The sequence below is a fragment of the Microbacterium sp. PF5 genome, from assembly GCF_004794315.1.
Lineage (GTDB): Bacteria > Actinomycetota > Actinomycetes > Actinomycetales > Microbacteriaceae > Microbacterium > Microbacterium sufflavum.
Map to the genome: position 1 here is coordinate 1 of NZ_SSDQ01000165.1, position 13,527 is coordinate 13,527.

16 protein-coding genes and 2 pseudogenes are annotated in these 13,527 nt (G+C 71.8%); 7 read left to right on the forward strand and 11 right to left on the reverse strand.

What is annotated here, in order from left to right:
* Positions 1-471 (forward strand): annotated as a pseudogene (locus tag DW297_RS16275) (ubiquinol-cytochrome c reductase cytochrome b subunit); the annotation flags it as partial.
* A complete protein-coding gene (locus tag DW297_RS16280) occupies positions 449-1,069 on the forward strand; it encodes a hypothetical protein (RefSeq protein ID WP_136034329.1) in 621 nt (206 codons plus the stop codon). The pseudogene DW297_RS16275 and the gene DW297_RS16280, both read left to right, overlap by 23 nt.
* Here the strand turns inward: DW297_RS16280 and DW297_RS16285 are convergent.
* From DW297_RS16285 to DW297_RS16315, 7 genes are all read right to left on the reverse strand, one after another.
* Positions 1,059-1,988: a methyltransferase family protein gene (locus tag DW297_RS16285; RefSeq protein ID WP_240744660.1), complete on the reverse strand. Its 930-nt coding sequence runs from the start codon at positions 1,986-1,988 to the stop codon at positions 1,059-1,061. The genes DW297_RS16280 and DW297_RS16285 overlap by 11 nt on opposite strands.
* A gap of 45 nt (positions 1,989-2,033) precedes the next feature.
* Entirely contained in the window at positions 2,034-2,837 is an 804-nt protein-coding gene (locus DW297_RS16290) for an SDR family oxidoreductase (protein WP_136034331.1), read from the reverse strand.
* Entirely contained in the window at positions 2,834-3,307 is a 474-nt protein-coding gene (locus DW297_RS16295; protein ID WP_136034333.1) for a MarR family winged helix-turn-helix transcriptional regulator, read from the reverse strand. Before DW297_RS16295 ends, DW297_RS16290 begins: the two co-directional genes overlap by 4 nt.
* Before the next feature lie 9 nt (positions 3,308-3,316).
* On the reverse strand, positions 3,317-3,664 hold the full coding sequence (locus DW297_RS16300; RefSeq protein WP_136034335.1) for a hypothetical protein: 348 nt from the start codon (positions 3,662-3,664) through the stop codon (positions 3,317-3,319).
* Entirely contained in the window at positions 3,661-3,927 is a 267-nt protein-coding gene (locus tag DW297_RS16305; RefSeq protein ID WP_136034337.1) for a hypothetical protein, read from the reverse strand. Before DW297_RS16305 ends, DW297_RS16300 begins: the two co-directional genes overlap by 4 nt.
* Positions 3,928-4,167: 240 nt before the next feature.
* Complete coding sequence (locus DW297_RS16310; protein ID WP_136034339.1) at positions 4,168-5,682, reverse strand: glycoside hydrolase family 3 N-terminal domain-containing protein; 1,515 nt, start codon at positions 5,680-5,682, stop codon at positions 4,168-4,170.
* 66 nt (positions 5,683-5,748) lie between these two features.
* Complete coding sequence (locus DW297_RS16315) at positions 5,749-6,861, reverse strand: aminotransferase class V-fold PLP-dependent enzyme (RefSeq protein WP_168442889.1); 1,113 nt, start codon at positions 6,859-6,861, stop codon at positions 5,749-5,751.
* A gap of 186 nt (positions 6,862-7,047) precedes the next feature.
* Here DW297_RS16315 and DW297_RS19350 point away from each other — a divergent pair, with 186 nt between their 5' ends.
* Both DW297_RS19350 and DW297_RS16320 read left to right on the forward strand, forming a co-directional pair.
* Entirely contained in the window at positions 7,048-7,182 is a 135-nt protein-coding gene (locus DW297_RS19350) for a hypothetical protein (RefSeq protein ID WP_275089379.1), read from the forward strand.
* Positions 7,183-7,334: 152 nt separating this feature from the next.
* Complete coding sequence (locus DW297_RS16320) at positions 7,335-7,667, forward strand: hypothetical protein (RefSeq protein ID WP_136034343.1); 333 nt, start codon at positions 7,335-7,337, stop codon at positions 7,665-7,667.
* Between the two features lie 11 nt (positions 7,668-7,678).
* On the opposite strand, the gene DW297_RS16325 is transcribed toward DW297_RS16320, so the two are convergent.
* Both DW297_RS16325 and DW297_RS16330 read right to left on the reverse strand, forming a co-directional pair.
* The gene (locus tag DW297_RS16325; RefSeq protein ID WP_136034345.1) at positions 7,679-8,863 is read right to left on the reverse strand and encodes a zinc-dependent alcohol dehydrogenase; all 1,185 of its coding nucleotides are present in this window, start codon (positions 8,861-8,863) and stop codon (positions 7,679-7,681) included.
* A gap of 101 nt (positions 8,864-8,964) precedes the next feature.
* Positions 8,965-10,293 (reverse strand): cytochrome P450, encoded by a 1,329-nt coding sequence (locus DW297_RS16330; protein WP_136034347.1) that lies wholly within the window; start codon positions 10,291-10,293, stop codon positions 8,965-8,967.
* A 145-nt stretch (positions 10,294-10,438) separates the two neighbouring features.
* On the opposite strand from DW297_RS16330, the gene DW297_RS16335 reads away from it, so the two are divergent.
* The gene (locus tag DW297_RS16335) at positions 10,439-10,876 is read left to right on the forward strand and encodes an SRPBCC family protein (RefSeq protein WP_136034349.1); all 438 of its coding nucleotides are present in this window, start codon (positions 10,439-10,441) and stop codon (positions 10,874-10,876) included.
* Between the two features lie 16 nt (positions 10,877-10,892).
* Here the strand turns inward: DW297_RS16335 and DW297_RS16340 are convergent, their stop codons facing one another.
* A complete protein-coding gene (locus DW297_RS16340) occupies positions 10,893-11,714 on the reverse strand; it encodes a shikimate 5-dehydrogenase (RefSeq protein ID WP_205828318.1) in 822 nt (273 codons plus the stop codon).
* Between the two features lie 504 nt (positions 11,715-12,218).
* Between DW297_RS16340 and DW297_RS16345 the strand changes: the two genes are divergently transcribed.
* A complete protein-coding gene (locus DW297_RS16345) occupies positions 12,219-12,425 on the forward strand; it encodes a cold-shock protein (RefSeq protein WP_136034351.1) in 207 nt (68 codons plus the stop codon).
* A gap of 90 nt (positions 12,426-12,515) precedes the next feature.
* Here DW297_RS16345 and DW297_RS16350 read toward each other — a convergent pair whose 3' ends face one another.
* Entirely contained in the window at positions 12,516-13,181 is a 666-nt protein-coding gene (locus DW297_RS16350; RefSeq protein ID WP_136034353.1) for an HAD hydrolase-like protein, read from the reverse strand.
* A gap of 156 nt (positions 13,182-13,337) precedes the next feature.
* Between DW297_RS16350 and DW297_RS16355 the strand changes: the two are divergent.
* Positions 13,338-13,527: pseudogene (locus DW297_RS16355) on the forward strand (response regulator); the annotation flags it as partial.

Below are 13,527 nucleotides of genomic sequence, written 5' to 3' on the forward strand. Positions count from 1 at the left end.
ACGCACTTCATGCTCACGATGGAGGGCGTGATCCACACACTCCAGGCGCTGCTGATCCTCGGTCCCGTGCTCGGGTACGTCCTGACGAAGCGGATCTGCCTGGCGCTGCAGAAGAAGGACCGCGAGATCGTGCTGCACGGCTTCGAGACGGGTCGCATCGTGCGACTGCCCGGCGGCGAGTTCGTCGAGGTGCACCAGCCCGTCGACGAGTACGAGCGCTGGAAACTCATCGACGTGGAGTCGTATCAGCCGCTGGTCGTACGGCCGAACGCGAAGGGGCGCATCCCGTGGCATCAGAACCTGCGCGCCGCCGTGTCCCGGTGGTTCTTCGAAGACAGGCTGCTGCCGCTCACCAGGGCTGAGGTGCACGCGGCCGACAGCGCCCACGGGTCGCACGCGGCGGTGGAGGCTCCGGACGCGGACGGCACCGCGGGGGACGGCCCGGAGCATGGCGCACACACCGACCGTTGACGCCGACAGGCACCGCGGGGCGCGGGTGGCCCTGGGCGCGGGGGTGGTCGTGGTCGCGTTCCTCGTCGCTGGCACACCGGCGGCCCTGGGGGCGTTCGCCGTCGTGGTCGGGTTCGGCGCGGTCCGCCGTGCCCGGCGCCGCCCGGAGCGACTACCCCGCCTGACGTTCACGTTCGCCGTGGTCGATGTCGGCGGCGACGGCGCCCCGTGCCTGCTGCTGTCTCTGCCGCCCGACGCGGACGAGACCGTGGCGGAGGTGCTGCGTGCGCACGGGTGGAGCACCCTGGAGCCGCCCGTCAACGGTCCGGTCGCACCGGTGCGGCGGGTGGGCGTGGAGTTCCGCGGCGACGACGGCCTGCGGCTGCGCGACCTCGGGGTGCCCGGGCCCGCCTACGCCGAGGCGATGCGCCGGGGGGCCGTGCCGGGCGGGTGGGGTGCGGCCGCCGAGCGGACGGGGTGGGTGCTGCTGCTCGCGGTGCCGGAGCAGGCGTGGCCGCTCGACCCCGACCGCACAGTGCGCTCGCCGGTGCTCGGCGCGTACGGGTTGCTGCACGGCTCCCGGGCGGGAGGTTCCCCCGCGGGATCGGTCAGGCGGTGATGCGCGGACGCCGCGGGATCCAGCAGGCCACGCGGTCGCGGTAGGCGCGGAAGTCGGCACCGAACCGCGCCTCCAGGTCGGCTTCCTCCAGTGGTCGCACGAGCGCGTTCCACACCAGCGACCCGCACAGGGCGTACAGCACCACGAGCCACGAGCCCGCCATCAGGCCGACCGCCACGCCCTGCGCGATGCCGCCGACCGCCATCGGGTTGCGCACGAAGCGGTAGGGCCCGGCGACCACCAGCCGCCGGGGCATCGCCGAGGGCAGGGGGGTGCCCTCGCCCCGCACCGACATGGAGGCGGCCGACCACATCGACAGCGCGAACGCGAGCGCGAACAGCACCGCACCGGCGATGCGCACGGCCACGGGGAACGGCACGTGCAGCCCCCACCGATGCTCGGCGACGACGATCACGGCGGGCAGTGCCACCAGGAACACGGCGGAGAACACGAGGATCTGCACGGCCGTGCGGGACAGATGCGCCACGGGCCGGGCGGTCGCCGCGAGCCGGAACCGGAACGGCCCCCGCAGCAGCCACTCGGACGGAACCCGGCCGGTGAGCACGAGCACGGCGGCGCCGATCGACCCCAGCGCCGCGGCCGCCATGAGCAGCGCGCCCCATCCGGCCGCGCCCGTGACGGTGGCGTACAGCGCCATGCCGGCCGCGACCAGGGTCGTCCAGCCGGTGGTCGACCACACCGCGGCGCGCAGTCCCGCTGCCGCGAGGGCCGACCCGAGCACGAACAGCGGGATGTCGAGCAGCGCGACGAGCGGCGCGTCGAGAGAGCCGAGGGTCGCGGTGCGGATGCCGGGCCACACGAACACCGCGATCCACCACGCGGCGCCGGCGAGGGCCTGCGCTCCGAAGAACAGACGACCCCAGGAGCGCGGCGACATCCGGCGCCACAACTCCCCCATGCGGTCAGTCTAGGTCAGGCCGCGGCTCCCGCCGGCGGTGTCGCGTCAGCTCTGCGGGGCGTCGTTCCACGACCAGATGTCGTCGCCGCGCAGCACCGCGTCGGCCCCGCCGTCGCAGTAGATCGTCTGACCGGCCATGTGCGTGTTCGCCGGGCTGGTCAGCCACACCAGCAGTTCTGCGATGGACGACGCCGGCTGGTGGTAGTTGAGCGGCATCGGCACGGCGGCGTCCACCTGCGCCAGGCCCTCGGGCGACCCGAGCAGACCGGCGGTCATGGCGGTGATCACGGTGCCGGGGGCGACGGCGTTGAGGGGGATGCCGGCTCCGGCCCACGCGGGCGTCACCGACTCGCGGCGCACCCACCGCGACACCGCGCGCTTGCTCGACGAGTAGTTGAGGAACCCGCCCTCGGGGGTCGCGGCGAGCCGGTCGCCGATCTCCAGCGCGCGGGCCTCGTCACCGGCCAGGGCGGCGTCGACGAGCTCGGCGGACACCGGCTGCAGCGACGCCATCGACGACACCACGGCCGCACGCGGAGTATCGGCCAGGCTGAGCGTGGGGCGCAGGGCCTCCAGGAACTCGGTCACGCCGAAGAAGTTGATCGCCATGGTCTTCGCGATGGGGGCGGCGATGCCGGCGCACGCGATCACGGCGTCGATGCTGCCGTCCGCGGCTTCGATCGCGGCTTCCGCGGCGGCGATGCGGCCGTCGTGCGTGGAGAGGTCGGCCGCCACTTCGGCGCCGGCGAGGTCCACACCGATGACGGTGTGCCCCTGGGCGCGCAGCAGCGAGGTGGTGGCGGCTCCGATTCCGGATGCCGAGCCGGTGACGACGTAGGTGCGGGTCATGGTGATTCCTCCTGGATGGACGGTGCCGACGGCGTGCCGGCGAGGGCGAAGACGAAGCGCGTGAGCTGGTGCCGGAACGCGGAGATCTCGTCCGCGTCCCAACCGGCGAGGGCGTCTGCCACCAGGCGGTGACCGGCGTCGACCAGGCGTGCGTAGGCCTGCTCGCCGGCGGGTGCGAGGCGCACCTCGACCGTGCGGCCGGTGCGGATCGGGTCGACCACGCCCTGCGCGGCCATGCGGGCGACGAGCTTCGACGTGGTCGGGCGCGACATCGAGGCGTGCTCGGCGAGGGCACCGAACCCGAGTGCTCCCCCGTGCAGCCCGAGCAGGTACACCGCGCGGATGGCGGTGGGGTCGAGGGCGACGCCGACGCTCTCGGCCACCTGGGCCTGCACGTCGCTCTCGCTCCACGCCGACACCACGTTCACGAGGGCGACGTGGATGTCGGCGATGCTCTGGGCGTTCGCCATGCCCTCAGTCTACGCCTTTTGTTGCTTGAGGCAACTGTTCTCCGTCACGTACCCGGTCGAGCCCGAGTCGTCCACCAGCACATACGGCACCACATCAGCGGAGCTCCCGCGTCCACGACGCCAGTGCCGCTCCCTGCCGTCGCCGTACTCCAGCACGATCGCGCCCGGCACGGCACCGGCGGGAGCCACCACGTAGGAGCTGCCGCCGAGACCCGACGAGCGCAGTTGCACCACGATCCCGCCGTCGTTCGGTCGCGGAGGTGTCGTGTGCAGATCCATCGGCGTCACCGGCAGTGCGTACTCGCCACGCACCTGCAGCACCGCTGCGCCGGCGGCGCGCGGGCCCAGCGGCCTCACTCCGCCGCTCCGATGCGCTCAGCCCATGCGGCCGTGTCCCGCACGCCACGGGCGTCGAGGTACGCGCGCACCGTGTCGTGCACGAGCCGGATCTCAGCCTCGTTGCCCATCGCGGCCTGCATCGTGCCGACGTCCGGGGTCGGCTTGCCGTCGATGCGCTCGAGCGCCTCCCACACGATGTCCTCGCGGGCGCCGCGTCCCAGGGCGTGCGGCATCGAGGTGAAGCGGATGCCGGTGCGGGCGGCTGGTCGTGACTCTTTCATGCGTGTTCCTTTCTCGTCCGGAGGGCAGGCTCGCGCGGAGGGGCCGGCGGCCCCTGGCGGCGCGCACGCCGGAGCGGGGGTCTCGCCCCCTGTGCGGTCGTGCGGTTCTGCGGCCCGCGGTGCTCCCCTGATCACCGTCGAGTGCGGCGCGGGAGCCCCGGTCTGGCCGTCCGGTTCCCTCCGACCGTAGCACGTTGTTTTGAGTCATTCAAAACAACGGATACCGAGCGGTGTGTCGTCTCAGGCGCTTCCGGACAACACCCGAGCGACGTACACCGCCGACGCGCGCGACGCCCCGAGCGCCAGCACCGCCCGACCCGCGCGCACATCACCCTCTGCGGGCCACCCCGCGTACACGACCACGGCGTCGGGGCGCACGGCGAGCACCGCCTCCTGCACGGCCGCCTCGAACGGACTGCTCTGCGGCTGATTCACCAGCAGCACCACCTCCTCCGTCCGGTCCGCGGCGACCGCGGCCGCCCGTGCGGCAGCCGCCGTCGCATCGAGTCCGGCGAGCGATACGCGCTCCACCGGCATCCGCTCGCGCAGCGCCACGGTGAAGAAGTCCAACGCCTCCCCCACCGCGACACTGCGCTTCGTGCGGGCGTCGACCACCGTGGCCGACGCACTGCCGAGGCGCACATCACCGACCACCGTGGCCGCGCGGGCGACGAGGTCTGCGCCCTCGAAGGCCGCCGGGCGCTCGGCGTCGTCCCCGTGGTCGCGGCGCCAGGCCGAGAGCTCGGCGAGCCGCGCCGCCGCCTCCTCCGCGCGCGCGACAGGCAACGCGCCCGACCGCAGCGCCTCGTACACGGCGTGCAGCACCTCCTCGAACTCGACCTGGTCGGTGCGCTCGCCGCCGACCTGCGGGTTGAGGGCGGGGTTGCCGATGCACACGAGGTCTGCGCCCGCGGCGAGGGCCCCGACCGCGCCGGGCCCCGAGCCGACCGTGCCGCGGATCGCCGCCATGTCGACCGCGTCGGTGATGAGCACCCCGTCGAAGCCCAGGTCGCGGGCCAGGCGCAGGCTCGTCGGGTTGAGGGTCGCCGGTGCGTCGCCGAGCGCGGGCACGCGGATGTGCGCCGTCATGAGGGTCTTCGCGCCCGCCTCGATCGCGGCGCGGAACGGCGGCAGATGCACGGCGTGCAGCTGTTCGAGCGTCACATCGGCGGTCGCCGGCGCCAGGTGCGAGTCGGTGACGGTGTCGCCGTGACCGGGGAAGTGCTTGGGGCACGCGGCGACCCCGGCGGACTGGATCCCCCGGACGGCCGCGGCGGCATGGCGGGCGACGACGTCGGGCTCGGCGCCGAACGAGCGGACGCCGATCACGGGGTTGCGCGGGTCGGCGTTGACGTCGACGGTCGGCGCCAGGTCGACGTCGATGCCCGCGGAGGCCACGAGCCGCCCGGTCCAGGCGGCGACGCGCTCGGTGAGGTCGATGTCGTCGAGGCGGCCGAGCACCGCGTTGCCGGGCGTCGATGAGCCCGCGGCCGCTTCCAGGCGGGTGACGATGCCGCCCTCCTCGTCCACGCCGATCAGCGCTCCGGGGTGTCGTCCGTGGATCTCCGCCGAGAGCGCGCGCGGCTGATCCGGGTCGGCGGGATCGAGGTTCTGCGCGAAGTACACGACGCCGGCGAGACCGTGGTCGAGCGCTCGCCGGAGCCAGTCGGGGGCGGTGCGCCCGGCGAATCCGGGCCACAGCAGGCTGTGGGCGAGGCGGCTCAGGGCGGGGTCGCGCAGCGCGGGCATGAGCATCTCTCGATCGTGGGCGGCCTGTTCACGACGAAACTAAACTACGAACGCGCGACCGTCAATGAAAATTCATGACACCAGCACGCACGCCCGGATGACCGCCTGTACCACCACCGGCACCTGCTCCGGCGTGAGGCACTGCGGATTCAGTGCGATCTCGTCGCCGTCCACGCCCACCACGACCGCGGGATCGCCGGAGCGCAGACGCTCCGCAACCGCCGCGGCCGTCGCGTGCAGCGGCCGTACGTAGGCGCGCGGGATCGAGGCGGGCTGGATGCCGGGGCGCTCCAGCACGTGGCGGCGCACGCGCAGATCCACGCACCCCGCGAGCCCCGCGACCAGCTCCGACACCATCCGCTCCCGGGCGGCCTGCTCCACGGCCTCGTCCCGCCGAGCGAACAGCTCGACCGCCGCCACCAGCCCCACGATCGTCTCCTTGTCGGTCTTCATCCCCCGGGCGACACCGTGGTGCGGATAGGCGACGGCCGCGCACGCGTCCACCAGCTCGCGCCGACCGAGGATCATCCCCGACGACTGCGGTCCGCGGACCTCCTTGCCACCGCTGAGCACCACGAGGTCGGCACCCTCGTCGAGCATCTGCCGCACCAGCGCCCGCGGCGGCACCTCGGCGGCGGCGTCCACCACCAGCGGGATGCCGTGCTCGTGCAGCACCGCGGCGACCTCCGCGAGCGGCGGCGAGCCGGGCAGCGACCGGGCCTCCGCCATCCACAGCAGGAGCGCGGTCCGGTCGCTGAGGGCACGGCGCAGCTCCTCCACGCTCGCCCCCGTCGCGTCCTCCACCTCGACCACGCGGGCACCCGCGACCGCCACCGCCGCGTCGTAGCGGTTGCGATGGCCGCGTAGCATCAGGCACTCGTCCGGCAGTCCGGAGGCGCGCGGTAGCCGGGCGCGCAGCTCCGGGTGGTCGCGGGTCATCGCGGCGGCCGTGGCGACCGTGAGCCCCGCGGCCGCTCCCGCAGTGACACAGGCGGCCTCCACATCGAGCGCGGCGGCGATGCGTTCCCCCGCCCGAGCCTGCAGGGCGTGCAGGTCGACGTAGGCCCCGGCGGCCTCGCGCATCGCGTCGAGCACCTCGGGCGCCAGGAGCGAGCCGCCGACCGCGGTCACCGTGCCCCACGCGTTGATCAGCGGTCGAAGTCCCAGGTCGCGGTAGACGCTCATGAGCGCACACGCTAGCGCCTCCATCGCTTCCGGCGGCCGTGCCATCACCCCGACCGCTCCCTCGCGAGACGCCGTTCCCGACCGGCCGGCGACGACGGTTTTTTTGCCGCTCAGCAGGAAATTTGACTTCTATGCCGTTCCGGGTATGGTCAGGGGTTACGCCAGCCACGAAAAGGGGAAGCGCACATGTCCGGAAAGTCCACCCAGGGTCGAGCGAGCAAGAAGGCCCCGCAGCTCTCACTCAAGGAGAAGCGGGCCGCCAAGAAGGCCAAGAACGCTCCAGACGAGTTCCTCAAGCCCCGCAAGGGCGCGAAGGGCTGAGGACTCCCCGGACGGCGGCATCGCGGCGGACGCTGCGGATGCGCGTCCGAGAGGTGCGCCGGATACCCGCGCGATGAGGTGCTGTCAACGGCCCTCCCCTCGTGCGGCATCCGGCGCACCCTGGACGTCTCAGCCGACGAGAGGAGCAGGCCATGACGCACGACGAGGGCCACCTGAACGATCCGGAGCGCATGCAGCCGGAGGAGGAGGACAGGGTCGAGTCCGGCGCGGAGCCCACCGACCCCACGTATCCGTCCCCCGATGCCGGGTCCGCCCGACCCGGTGCCGGTCCGATCTCGGAGCACCTCGCCGAGCGGGGCGGGGACGACGCCGACCTCATCGAGAACGTGCCGGCGGGCGGTGCGGGCGCCGACGCCGGCGCCGGGCAGGCCGCCCGCGTGGACCCGTCATCCGACGCCTCGGTACCGGACGAGTCCGAGCACAACGACGAGCCCGGCATCGGCACTCGTCGCGCGGAGGACTGATCACCCCACGGTCACACCGTGGACGGATGCAGCACGACCTTGATGCAGCCGTCCTCCTTCTGCTGGAACGTGCGGTAGAGGTCGGGTGCGTCGTCGAGCGGGGCGTGATGCGTGGTGAGGTCCATCACGCCGAGCGGATCGGCGGCGTCCTCCACGAGCGGCAGCAGGTCGTCGATCCAGTTCTTGACGTTGCACTGCCCCATCCGCAGCGTGACCTGCTTGTCGAACATCGTCTTCATCGGCAGGATGTCGGCGTCACCCGCATAGACGCCGCTCAGCGACACGGTCCCGCCCCGTCGCACCGCGTCGATCGAGGCGTAGACCGCGGCGAGGCGGTCGATCCCCGCCTTGTCGAGCAGCTGTCGCGCGGCGGGATCGGGCAGCAGCCCCACGGCCTTCTGCACGAACTCGATGCCGCTGTTCCCGTGGGCTTCGAGCCCCACCGCGTCGACCACGGAGTCGGCCCCGCGGCCCTCGGTGGTGTCGCGGATCTCGGCGACGACGGTGTCGGTGAGGTCGAGCGTCTCGATGCCGTGCCGTTCGGCCATGGCCCGCCGCTCGGGCACCGGGTCGACGGCGATGACGCGGTGCCCGCGGTGACGGCCCACCCTGGCGACGAACTGCCCGACCGGGCCGAGGCCCATCACGGCGAGGGTGCCGCCCTCCGGCACCTGCGCGTACTCCACGCCCTGCCACGCGGTGGGGAGGATGTCGCTGAGGAACAGGTAGCGCTCGTCGGGAAGGTCGGGCGCGACCTTGATGTGGTTGTAGTCCGCAAGCGGCACCCGCAGGTACTCCGCCTGTCCGCCCGGCACCTGGCCGTAGAGCTTGGTGTACCCAAACAGGGCTGCTCCGCTGCCGTACTCGCGCACCTGCGTGGTCTCGCACTGCGACTGCAGGCCGCGACGGCAGAAGAAGCACTCCCCGCACGCGATGTTGAACGGGATGACGACCCGGTCTCCGGGCTGCAGCGAGGTGACGTTCGCGCCCACCTCGACCACCACACCCATGGGCTCGTGTCCGAGGATGTCGCCGCGATCCAGGAATGGACCGAGCAGCTCGTACAGATGCAGGTCGGAGCCGCAGATCGCCGATGAGGTGACGCGGATGATCGCGTCCTCCGGCTGCTGGATCTGCGGGTCGGGGACCTCCTCGACCGTCACCGTGCGCTTGCCCTGCCAAGTCAGTGCCTTCATGATGTCCTCTGCTCCGGTCGACTGTGGTCGTCCCAGCCTCCGCGTCGCCGGCCGGTGTGAACACCCGGTTGACAGGTGCCGTGGCGCATGCGATCCCGCGCTCAGTGGAAGGGGCAGCCGCGGCCGGAGCCGGCCGCGCGCACCCGTCCGCCGGACGCGGGCTTGGTGGGCAGCCGTCGTCGGTTCACCGCGAGGCCCTCGTCGAGCACGCGCAGCCGCGGGTCGCTGAGCACCGCGATCGCAGCCGTGAGTCCCGCGACCACGAGCTTCTCGCCGGGGCAGCGGTGTCCCGTGGCGACGTCGGCCCCGCCCTGCGGGATGAACGTCTTCACCTCTTCGTGGTCAGTCACGTCGGTGAAGCGCTCCGGGGCGAAGCGGTGCGCGTGCGCCCACGACTGCTCGTCGGTGTCGGTGCCGAGGATGTCGAGCACCACGCGACCGCCCTTCGGCACGCGCACGCCGTCGATCTCGATGTCGGTGAGCGCACGCCCCGGGAGCATCGGCACGAACAGTCCCGTGCGCCGCACCTCCTGCGCGAACCGGGTGGCGAGAGCGCCGCCCACAAGAGCCTGCCGTTCCCCGGTCTCGGCCGCGATGCGGGCGCGCCACTCCGGGTGGTCGTGGAGCTGCTTCGCCGCGAACGCCACGAACCGGGCGGCGGCGATCATCGGCCGGATGCTGTTCTGCAGTTCGATGCCCGCGGTCCTGGCGGGAAGCAGGGTGCCGTCGGCGCTGCGGTGCGCGGCCCACAGCGCGAGCGCGGTGCCCTCGGGAGCCGTGAGCGTTCCGGCGCGGACGGCCTCGATGAGGCGCTGAGCGTGCCGGTCGGACCACATCCGGTTCGCGGTCGCGGCGAGGTAGGCGGGCGAGTACGGCGCGCCGAACCCGTCGACGATCTGGGCCAGCCGAGCGGCCCAGCGCGTCTTCGCGGCGGGCGTCCCCGGAAGGCCCGCCCAGCCCATGATCGCGCGTCCGAACGCCCCGACGGCCGCGTCATAGGCGCTGCGGGTGCCGCCGTCGAGCCAGGCGTCGCGCTCCCGCGCCCACTCCCGCTCGAGCCAGGGCGTGAGCCGCGCGACCTGCTCGTCCTCGTAGGCGACCGCGACGAACGTCGCTTTGCGGTGACGGTGGGCGTCGCCGTCGAGGCTGTGGACGGAGCCGTGCCCGAACAGCGTCTCCTGCACGATCGCGGGCATCGCGCCGTGCCGGGCGATGCGACTCTCGTCGTAGAACAGGTCGATGCCCTCGGCGCCGCGGACGAGGGCGGCCTCGTCGCCGAGCAGGTGCATCGGGGCAGACCGGGCGCCCGGTCGTGCACGCCGCCAGATGCGGGCTCCGAAGTCGTAGCCGCGGGTCAGGAGGAACGGGGAGTCGTCGCGCACGATCGTCTCGACGCCGTGCGAGATCCGGCCGGTGAGTCTGTGGAGCATGACTCGACCCTCGCAGCGCTGGGACCGGTCCTCCAGGGGGGAGCGTTCGGCGATGGACTGTGCTAGCGGTGAGGGGACGACGCTTGTCAAGCGCCTGTGCAGGCGGTGTGCGCACCCGTCACACTGGCGGCGGAACGGAGGAACCATGGCGACGAACACCCGAGACCTGGCGTGCACCACCGAGGACGTGTTCCGTGTGCTGGCGGACGGCTGGCTGTACCCCGCCTGGGTCGTCGGAGCGTCGCGCATGCGCGATGTCGACGCGGCCTGGCCCGCTCCGGGCGCGCAGCTGCACCATTCGGTCGGCGTGTGGCCCGCGCTGCTCGACGATACGACCGAACTGCTGCAGTGGCATCCGCCGCACCGGGCGGTGCTGCGTGCGCGCGGCTGGCCGGTCGGCGAGGCGCAGGTCACCCTGCGGGCGAGGTCGACGGCGACCGGCTGCCAGGTGCGTATCGACGAGGAACCCGTGAAGGGCCCCGCGACCCTGCTCCCCCGCTTCCTGACCGCACCGATCCTGCGGTGGCGCAACGCCGAGACGCTGCATCGGCTGTCCTATCTGGCCGAAGGGCGTGCCGGGTGATCGATAGCGCGGGGATTCATGCCCCGGATCGCATATAGTCTTCGGCGGCCTGGACCTGGGCCGGTGTCGGACGCACACCGGTGTAGAGCACGAACTGCTCGAGCGCCTGGAGGGTCGCGACCTCGGCGCCGGTGATGACCGTGGCGCCCGCCGCACGCCCCGCAGCCACCACGGGGGTCTCCGCCGGCAGCGCGACCACATCGAACACCACCGTCGATGCCGCGATCGCCTGCTCGCTGAACGAGAGCGCGTGCTCCTCGGCCCCGCCCGCCATGCCGATCGGCGTGACGTTGACGAGCACGTCCGCTGTCGCCTCGCCGGGCTCCGGACGCCAGTCGAATCCGTACTGGTCCGCGAGGGCACGCCCGCGGGCTTCGTTGCGGGCGACGATCGTGAGGTCGGTGAAGCCCCCGTCGCGGAAGGCCGCCGCGGTCGCCTTCGCCATGCCGCCCGAACCCCGCAGCAGCACAGACGACCGCGGGTCGATGCCGTTGCGGGCGATCAGGGTCGCGATCGCCGAGTAGTCGGTGTTGTAGGCGGTCAGTACCCCGTCGTCGTTCACGATGGTGTTGACGGAGTCGATCGCGCGCGCGGACGCGTCCATCCGATCGACGAGGGCGATGACATCCTCCTTATAGGGCATGGAGATCGCGCATCCGCGGATGCCGAGTCCGCGGACACCGGCGATCGCCTGAGCCAGATCGGTCGGCGCGAAGGCCTTGTAGATCCAGTTGAGCCCCAGTGCCTCGTAGAGGTGGTTGTGGAAGCGGGTTCCGTTGTTGCTGGGTCGCGCGGACAGCGAGATGCACAGCGTCATGTCCTTGTTCAGCATCGTCACCGCCTCAGGCTACCGGCGGCGAGGATCCGTGGCGGGAACGGTCGTCCTCCCCTATGGTGAAGGTGCATGCACAGGGGATTGATCGTCTCCGTCTCTCCCCAGGAGACGGACGGCCCACCCCAGGGGCACGACGATCCGTGTATGCGATTGGGCCCTCTCGAGTAGTTCAGTCCCCAATGGGCTACTCGAGGGGGCCGCTCTCGTTCATTCTCCCACCAATTTTCGGATTTGTCCCCCAAAAGGGGGACAAGGAGGTCCGAAAGGGGTTAGGCTGTCTCTGACGCACCCTCCGGTCGTCTTCGGCCCTCATCGCTCCCCCCGCGGTGAGGGCCACACCATTTTCCGGGAGCGGATCGAAAGCCCCGCCGCGCTGGTCGCATGACGCTCATGCAACATTTGGATTACCTTCTTGCCTCTCCTATTGCCGCCGGGGTCGCCTCCACTAGCGTTAGCGATGTCGGTGCACCCCTGCGTCGGCTTCTAGATCAGCAGAACAGGCAGTACATGAGCACCCAGGGCACGGTCAAGTGGTTCAACTCGGAGAAGGGCTTCGGCTTCATCTCCCCCGACGACGGAGGCGCTGACGTCTTCGCGCACTACTCCGCCATCCAGTCATCCGGCTACCGGTCTCTCGACGAGAACCAGCGAGTCGAGTTCGATGTGGCGCAGGGTCCGAAGGGCCTGCAGGCAGAGAACATCCGCCCGCTCTGACGCGGACGACACCGGGACTCCCCGTCTGAAGAACGCACTCGAGCGTCCTTTCGACGGGGAGTTCCGTTTTCTGCGTCAGTGGTGACGGGCTCAGCCGAGCAGCAGGGCCCGCAGTTCGTCGACCGAGGCGACGCGGAACGCCGCGTCGTCTCCCTCGTGCGGGTCGCTGAAGCCCCACTCGACGAAGATCACGGGGACGCCGTTGGCCTTGCCGCCCTCGACATCATGATGGCGGTCGCCGACGAGGACGGGGCGTGACGTGTCGACGCCGAGCGCGCCCAGGCGGCGCAGGGCTTCGGCGACGATGTCGGTCTTCGACGCGAGCGTCGCCTCGTCCGGAGTCGCGCCGACGGTCGTGAGGAAGGCGGGCCGGAGACCGAAGTGGTCGACCAGCGCATCGACCTGGTTCTCCGGCTTGGAGCTCGCGGTCGCCTGCGGCACTCCCGCGGCATGCAGGTCGTGGATGAGCTCGGCGACACCGGGATACGTGCGCACGTCCGTGGTGTAACCGTCGGCCTTGCCCAGCGTGCGGTAGAACGCCACGGCCTCGGCGGACTCCGCGGGCGTCATGCCGGCCTGGTCCTGGAACGACTGGAACATGGGCGGCCCGATCCAGTGCACCAGTTCCTCCCGCGTCGGGGCGGGACGACCGAAGTGCGTGAGGGCGACGTGCAGCCGACGGAGGATGCCGACCGAGGCGTCGACGATCGTGCCGTCGACGTCCCAGAGCACGCAGGTGTAAGGGGAGGGGGCCATCTCTCCAGCCTATGGGTCCGCGGACGCCTGCCCGGTCCTGCTGCACGGGTGTGCAGTCTCACGCGTGCTCCCCGGATCGCGTGGCCGCGGCGCGAACGGCGGAATGCTGCACCGTAGGGTCGTGACAGCGGCGGGAACGCGAGTGAGACTGGGGAGATGTTCGTGTCGATGGAAGTGATCACCATCCTGGGGTCGACGGTGACGATCATCGTCGCGATGGCAAGCGGCTTCGGCTGGCTCGTCACGCGGATGGATTCGCGGTTTGCGGCATCGGATGCGCGGATGGCTGAGCGGTTCGCGATGGTCGAGGGGCGATTCTCGGGCATGGAAGAGCGGATGGATGCGC

Coding starts and splice junctions, on each gene's coding strand:
- DW297_RS16330 (WP_136034347.1), bottom strand. CDS start 10,293: ATGCTCCACAGACTCACCGGCCGGATCTCGCACGGCGTCGAGACGATC.
- DW297_RS16345 (WP_136034351.1), top strand. CDS start 12,219: ATGAGCACCCAGGGCACGGTCAAGTGGTTCAACTCGGAGAAGGGCTTC.
- DW297_RS19350 (WP_275089379.1), top strand. CDS start 7,048: ATGTCCGGAAAGTCCACCCAGGGTCGAGCGAGCAAGAAGGCCCCGCAG.
- DW297_RS16290 (WP_136034331.1), bottom strand. CDS start 2,837: ATGACCCGCACCTACGTCGTCACCGGCTCGGCATCCGGAATCGGAGCC.
- DW297_RS16325 (WP_136034345.1), bottom strand. CDS start 8,863: ATGAAGGCACTGACTTGGCAGGGCAAGCGCACGGTGACGGTCGAGGAG.
- DW297_RS16285 (WP_240744660.1), bottom strand. CDS start 1,988: ATGGGGGAGTTGTGGCGCCGGATGTCGCCGCGCTCCTGGGGTCGTCTG.
- DW297_RS16280 (WP_136034329.1), top strand. CDS start 449: ATGGCGCACACACCGACCGTTGACGCCGACAGGCACCGCGGGGCGCGG.
- DW297_RS16335 (WP_136034349.1), top strand. CDS start 10,439: ATGGCGACGAACACCCGAGACCTGGCGTGCACCACCGAGGACGTGTTC.
- DW297_RS16295 (WP_136034333.1), bottom strand. CDS start 3,307: ATGGCGAACGCCCAGAGCATCGCCGACATCCACGTCGCCCTCGTGAAC.
- DW297_RS16320 (WP_136034343.1), top strand. CDS start 7,335: ATGACGCACGACGAGGGCCACCTGAACGATCCGGAGCGCATGCAGCCG.
- DW297_RS16310 (WP_136034339.1), bottom strand. CDS start 5,682: ATGCTCATGCCCGCGCTGCGCGACCCCGCCCTGAGCCGCCTCGCCCAC.
- DW297_RS16305 (WP_136034337.1), bottom strand. CDS start 3,927: ATGAAAGAGTCACGACCAGCCGCCCGCACCGGCATCCGCTTCACCTCG.
- DW297_RS16315 (WP_168442889.1), bottom strand. CDS start 6,861: ATGAGCGTCTACCGCGACCTGGGACTTCGACCGCTGATCAACGCGTGG.
- DW297_RS16350 (WP_136034353.1), bottom strand. CDS start 13,181: ATGGCCCCCTCCCCTTACACCTGCGTGCTCTGGGACGTCGACGGCACG.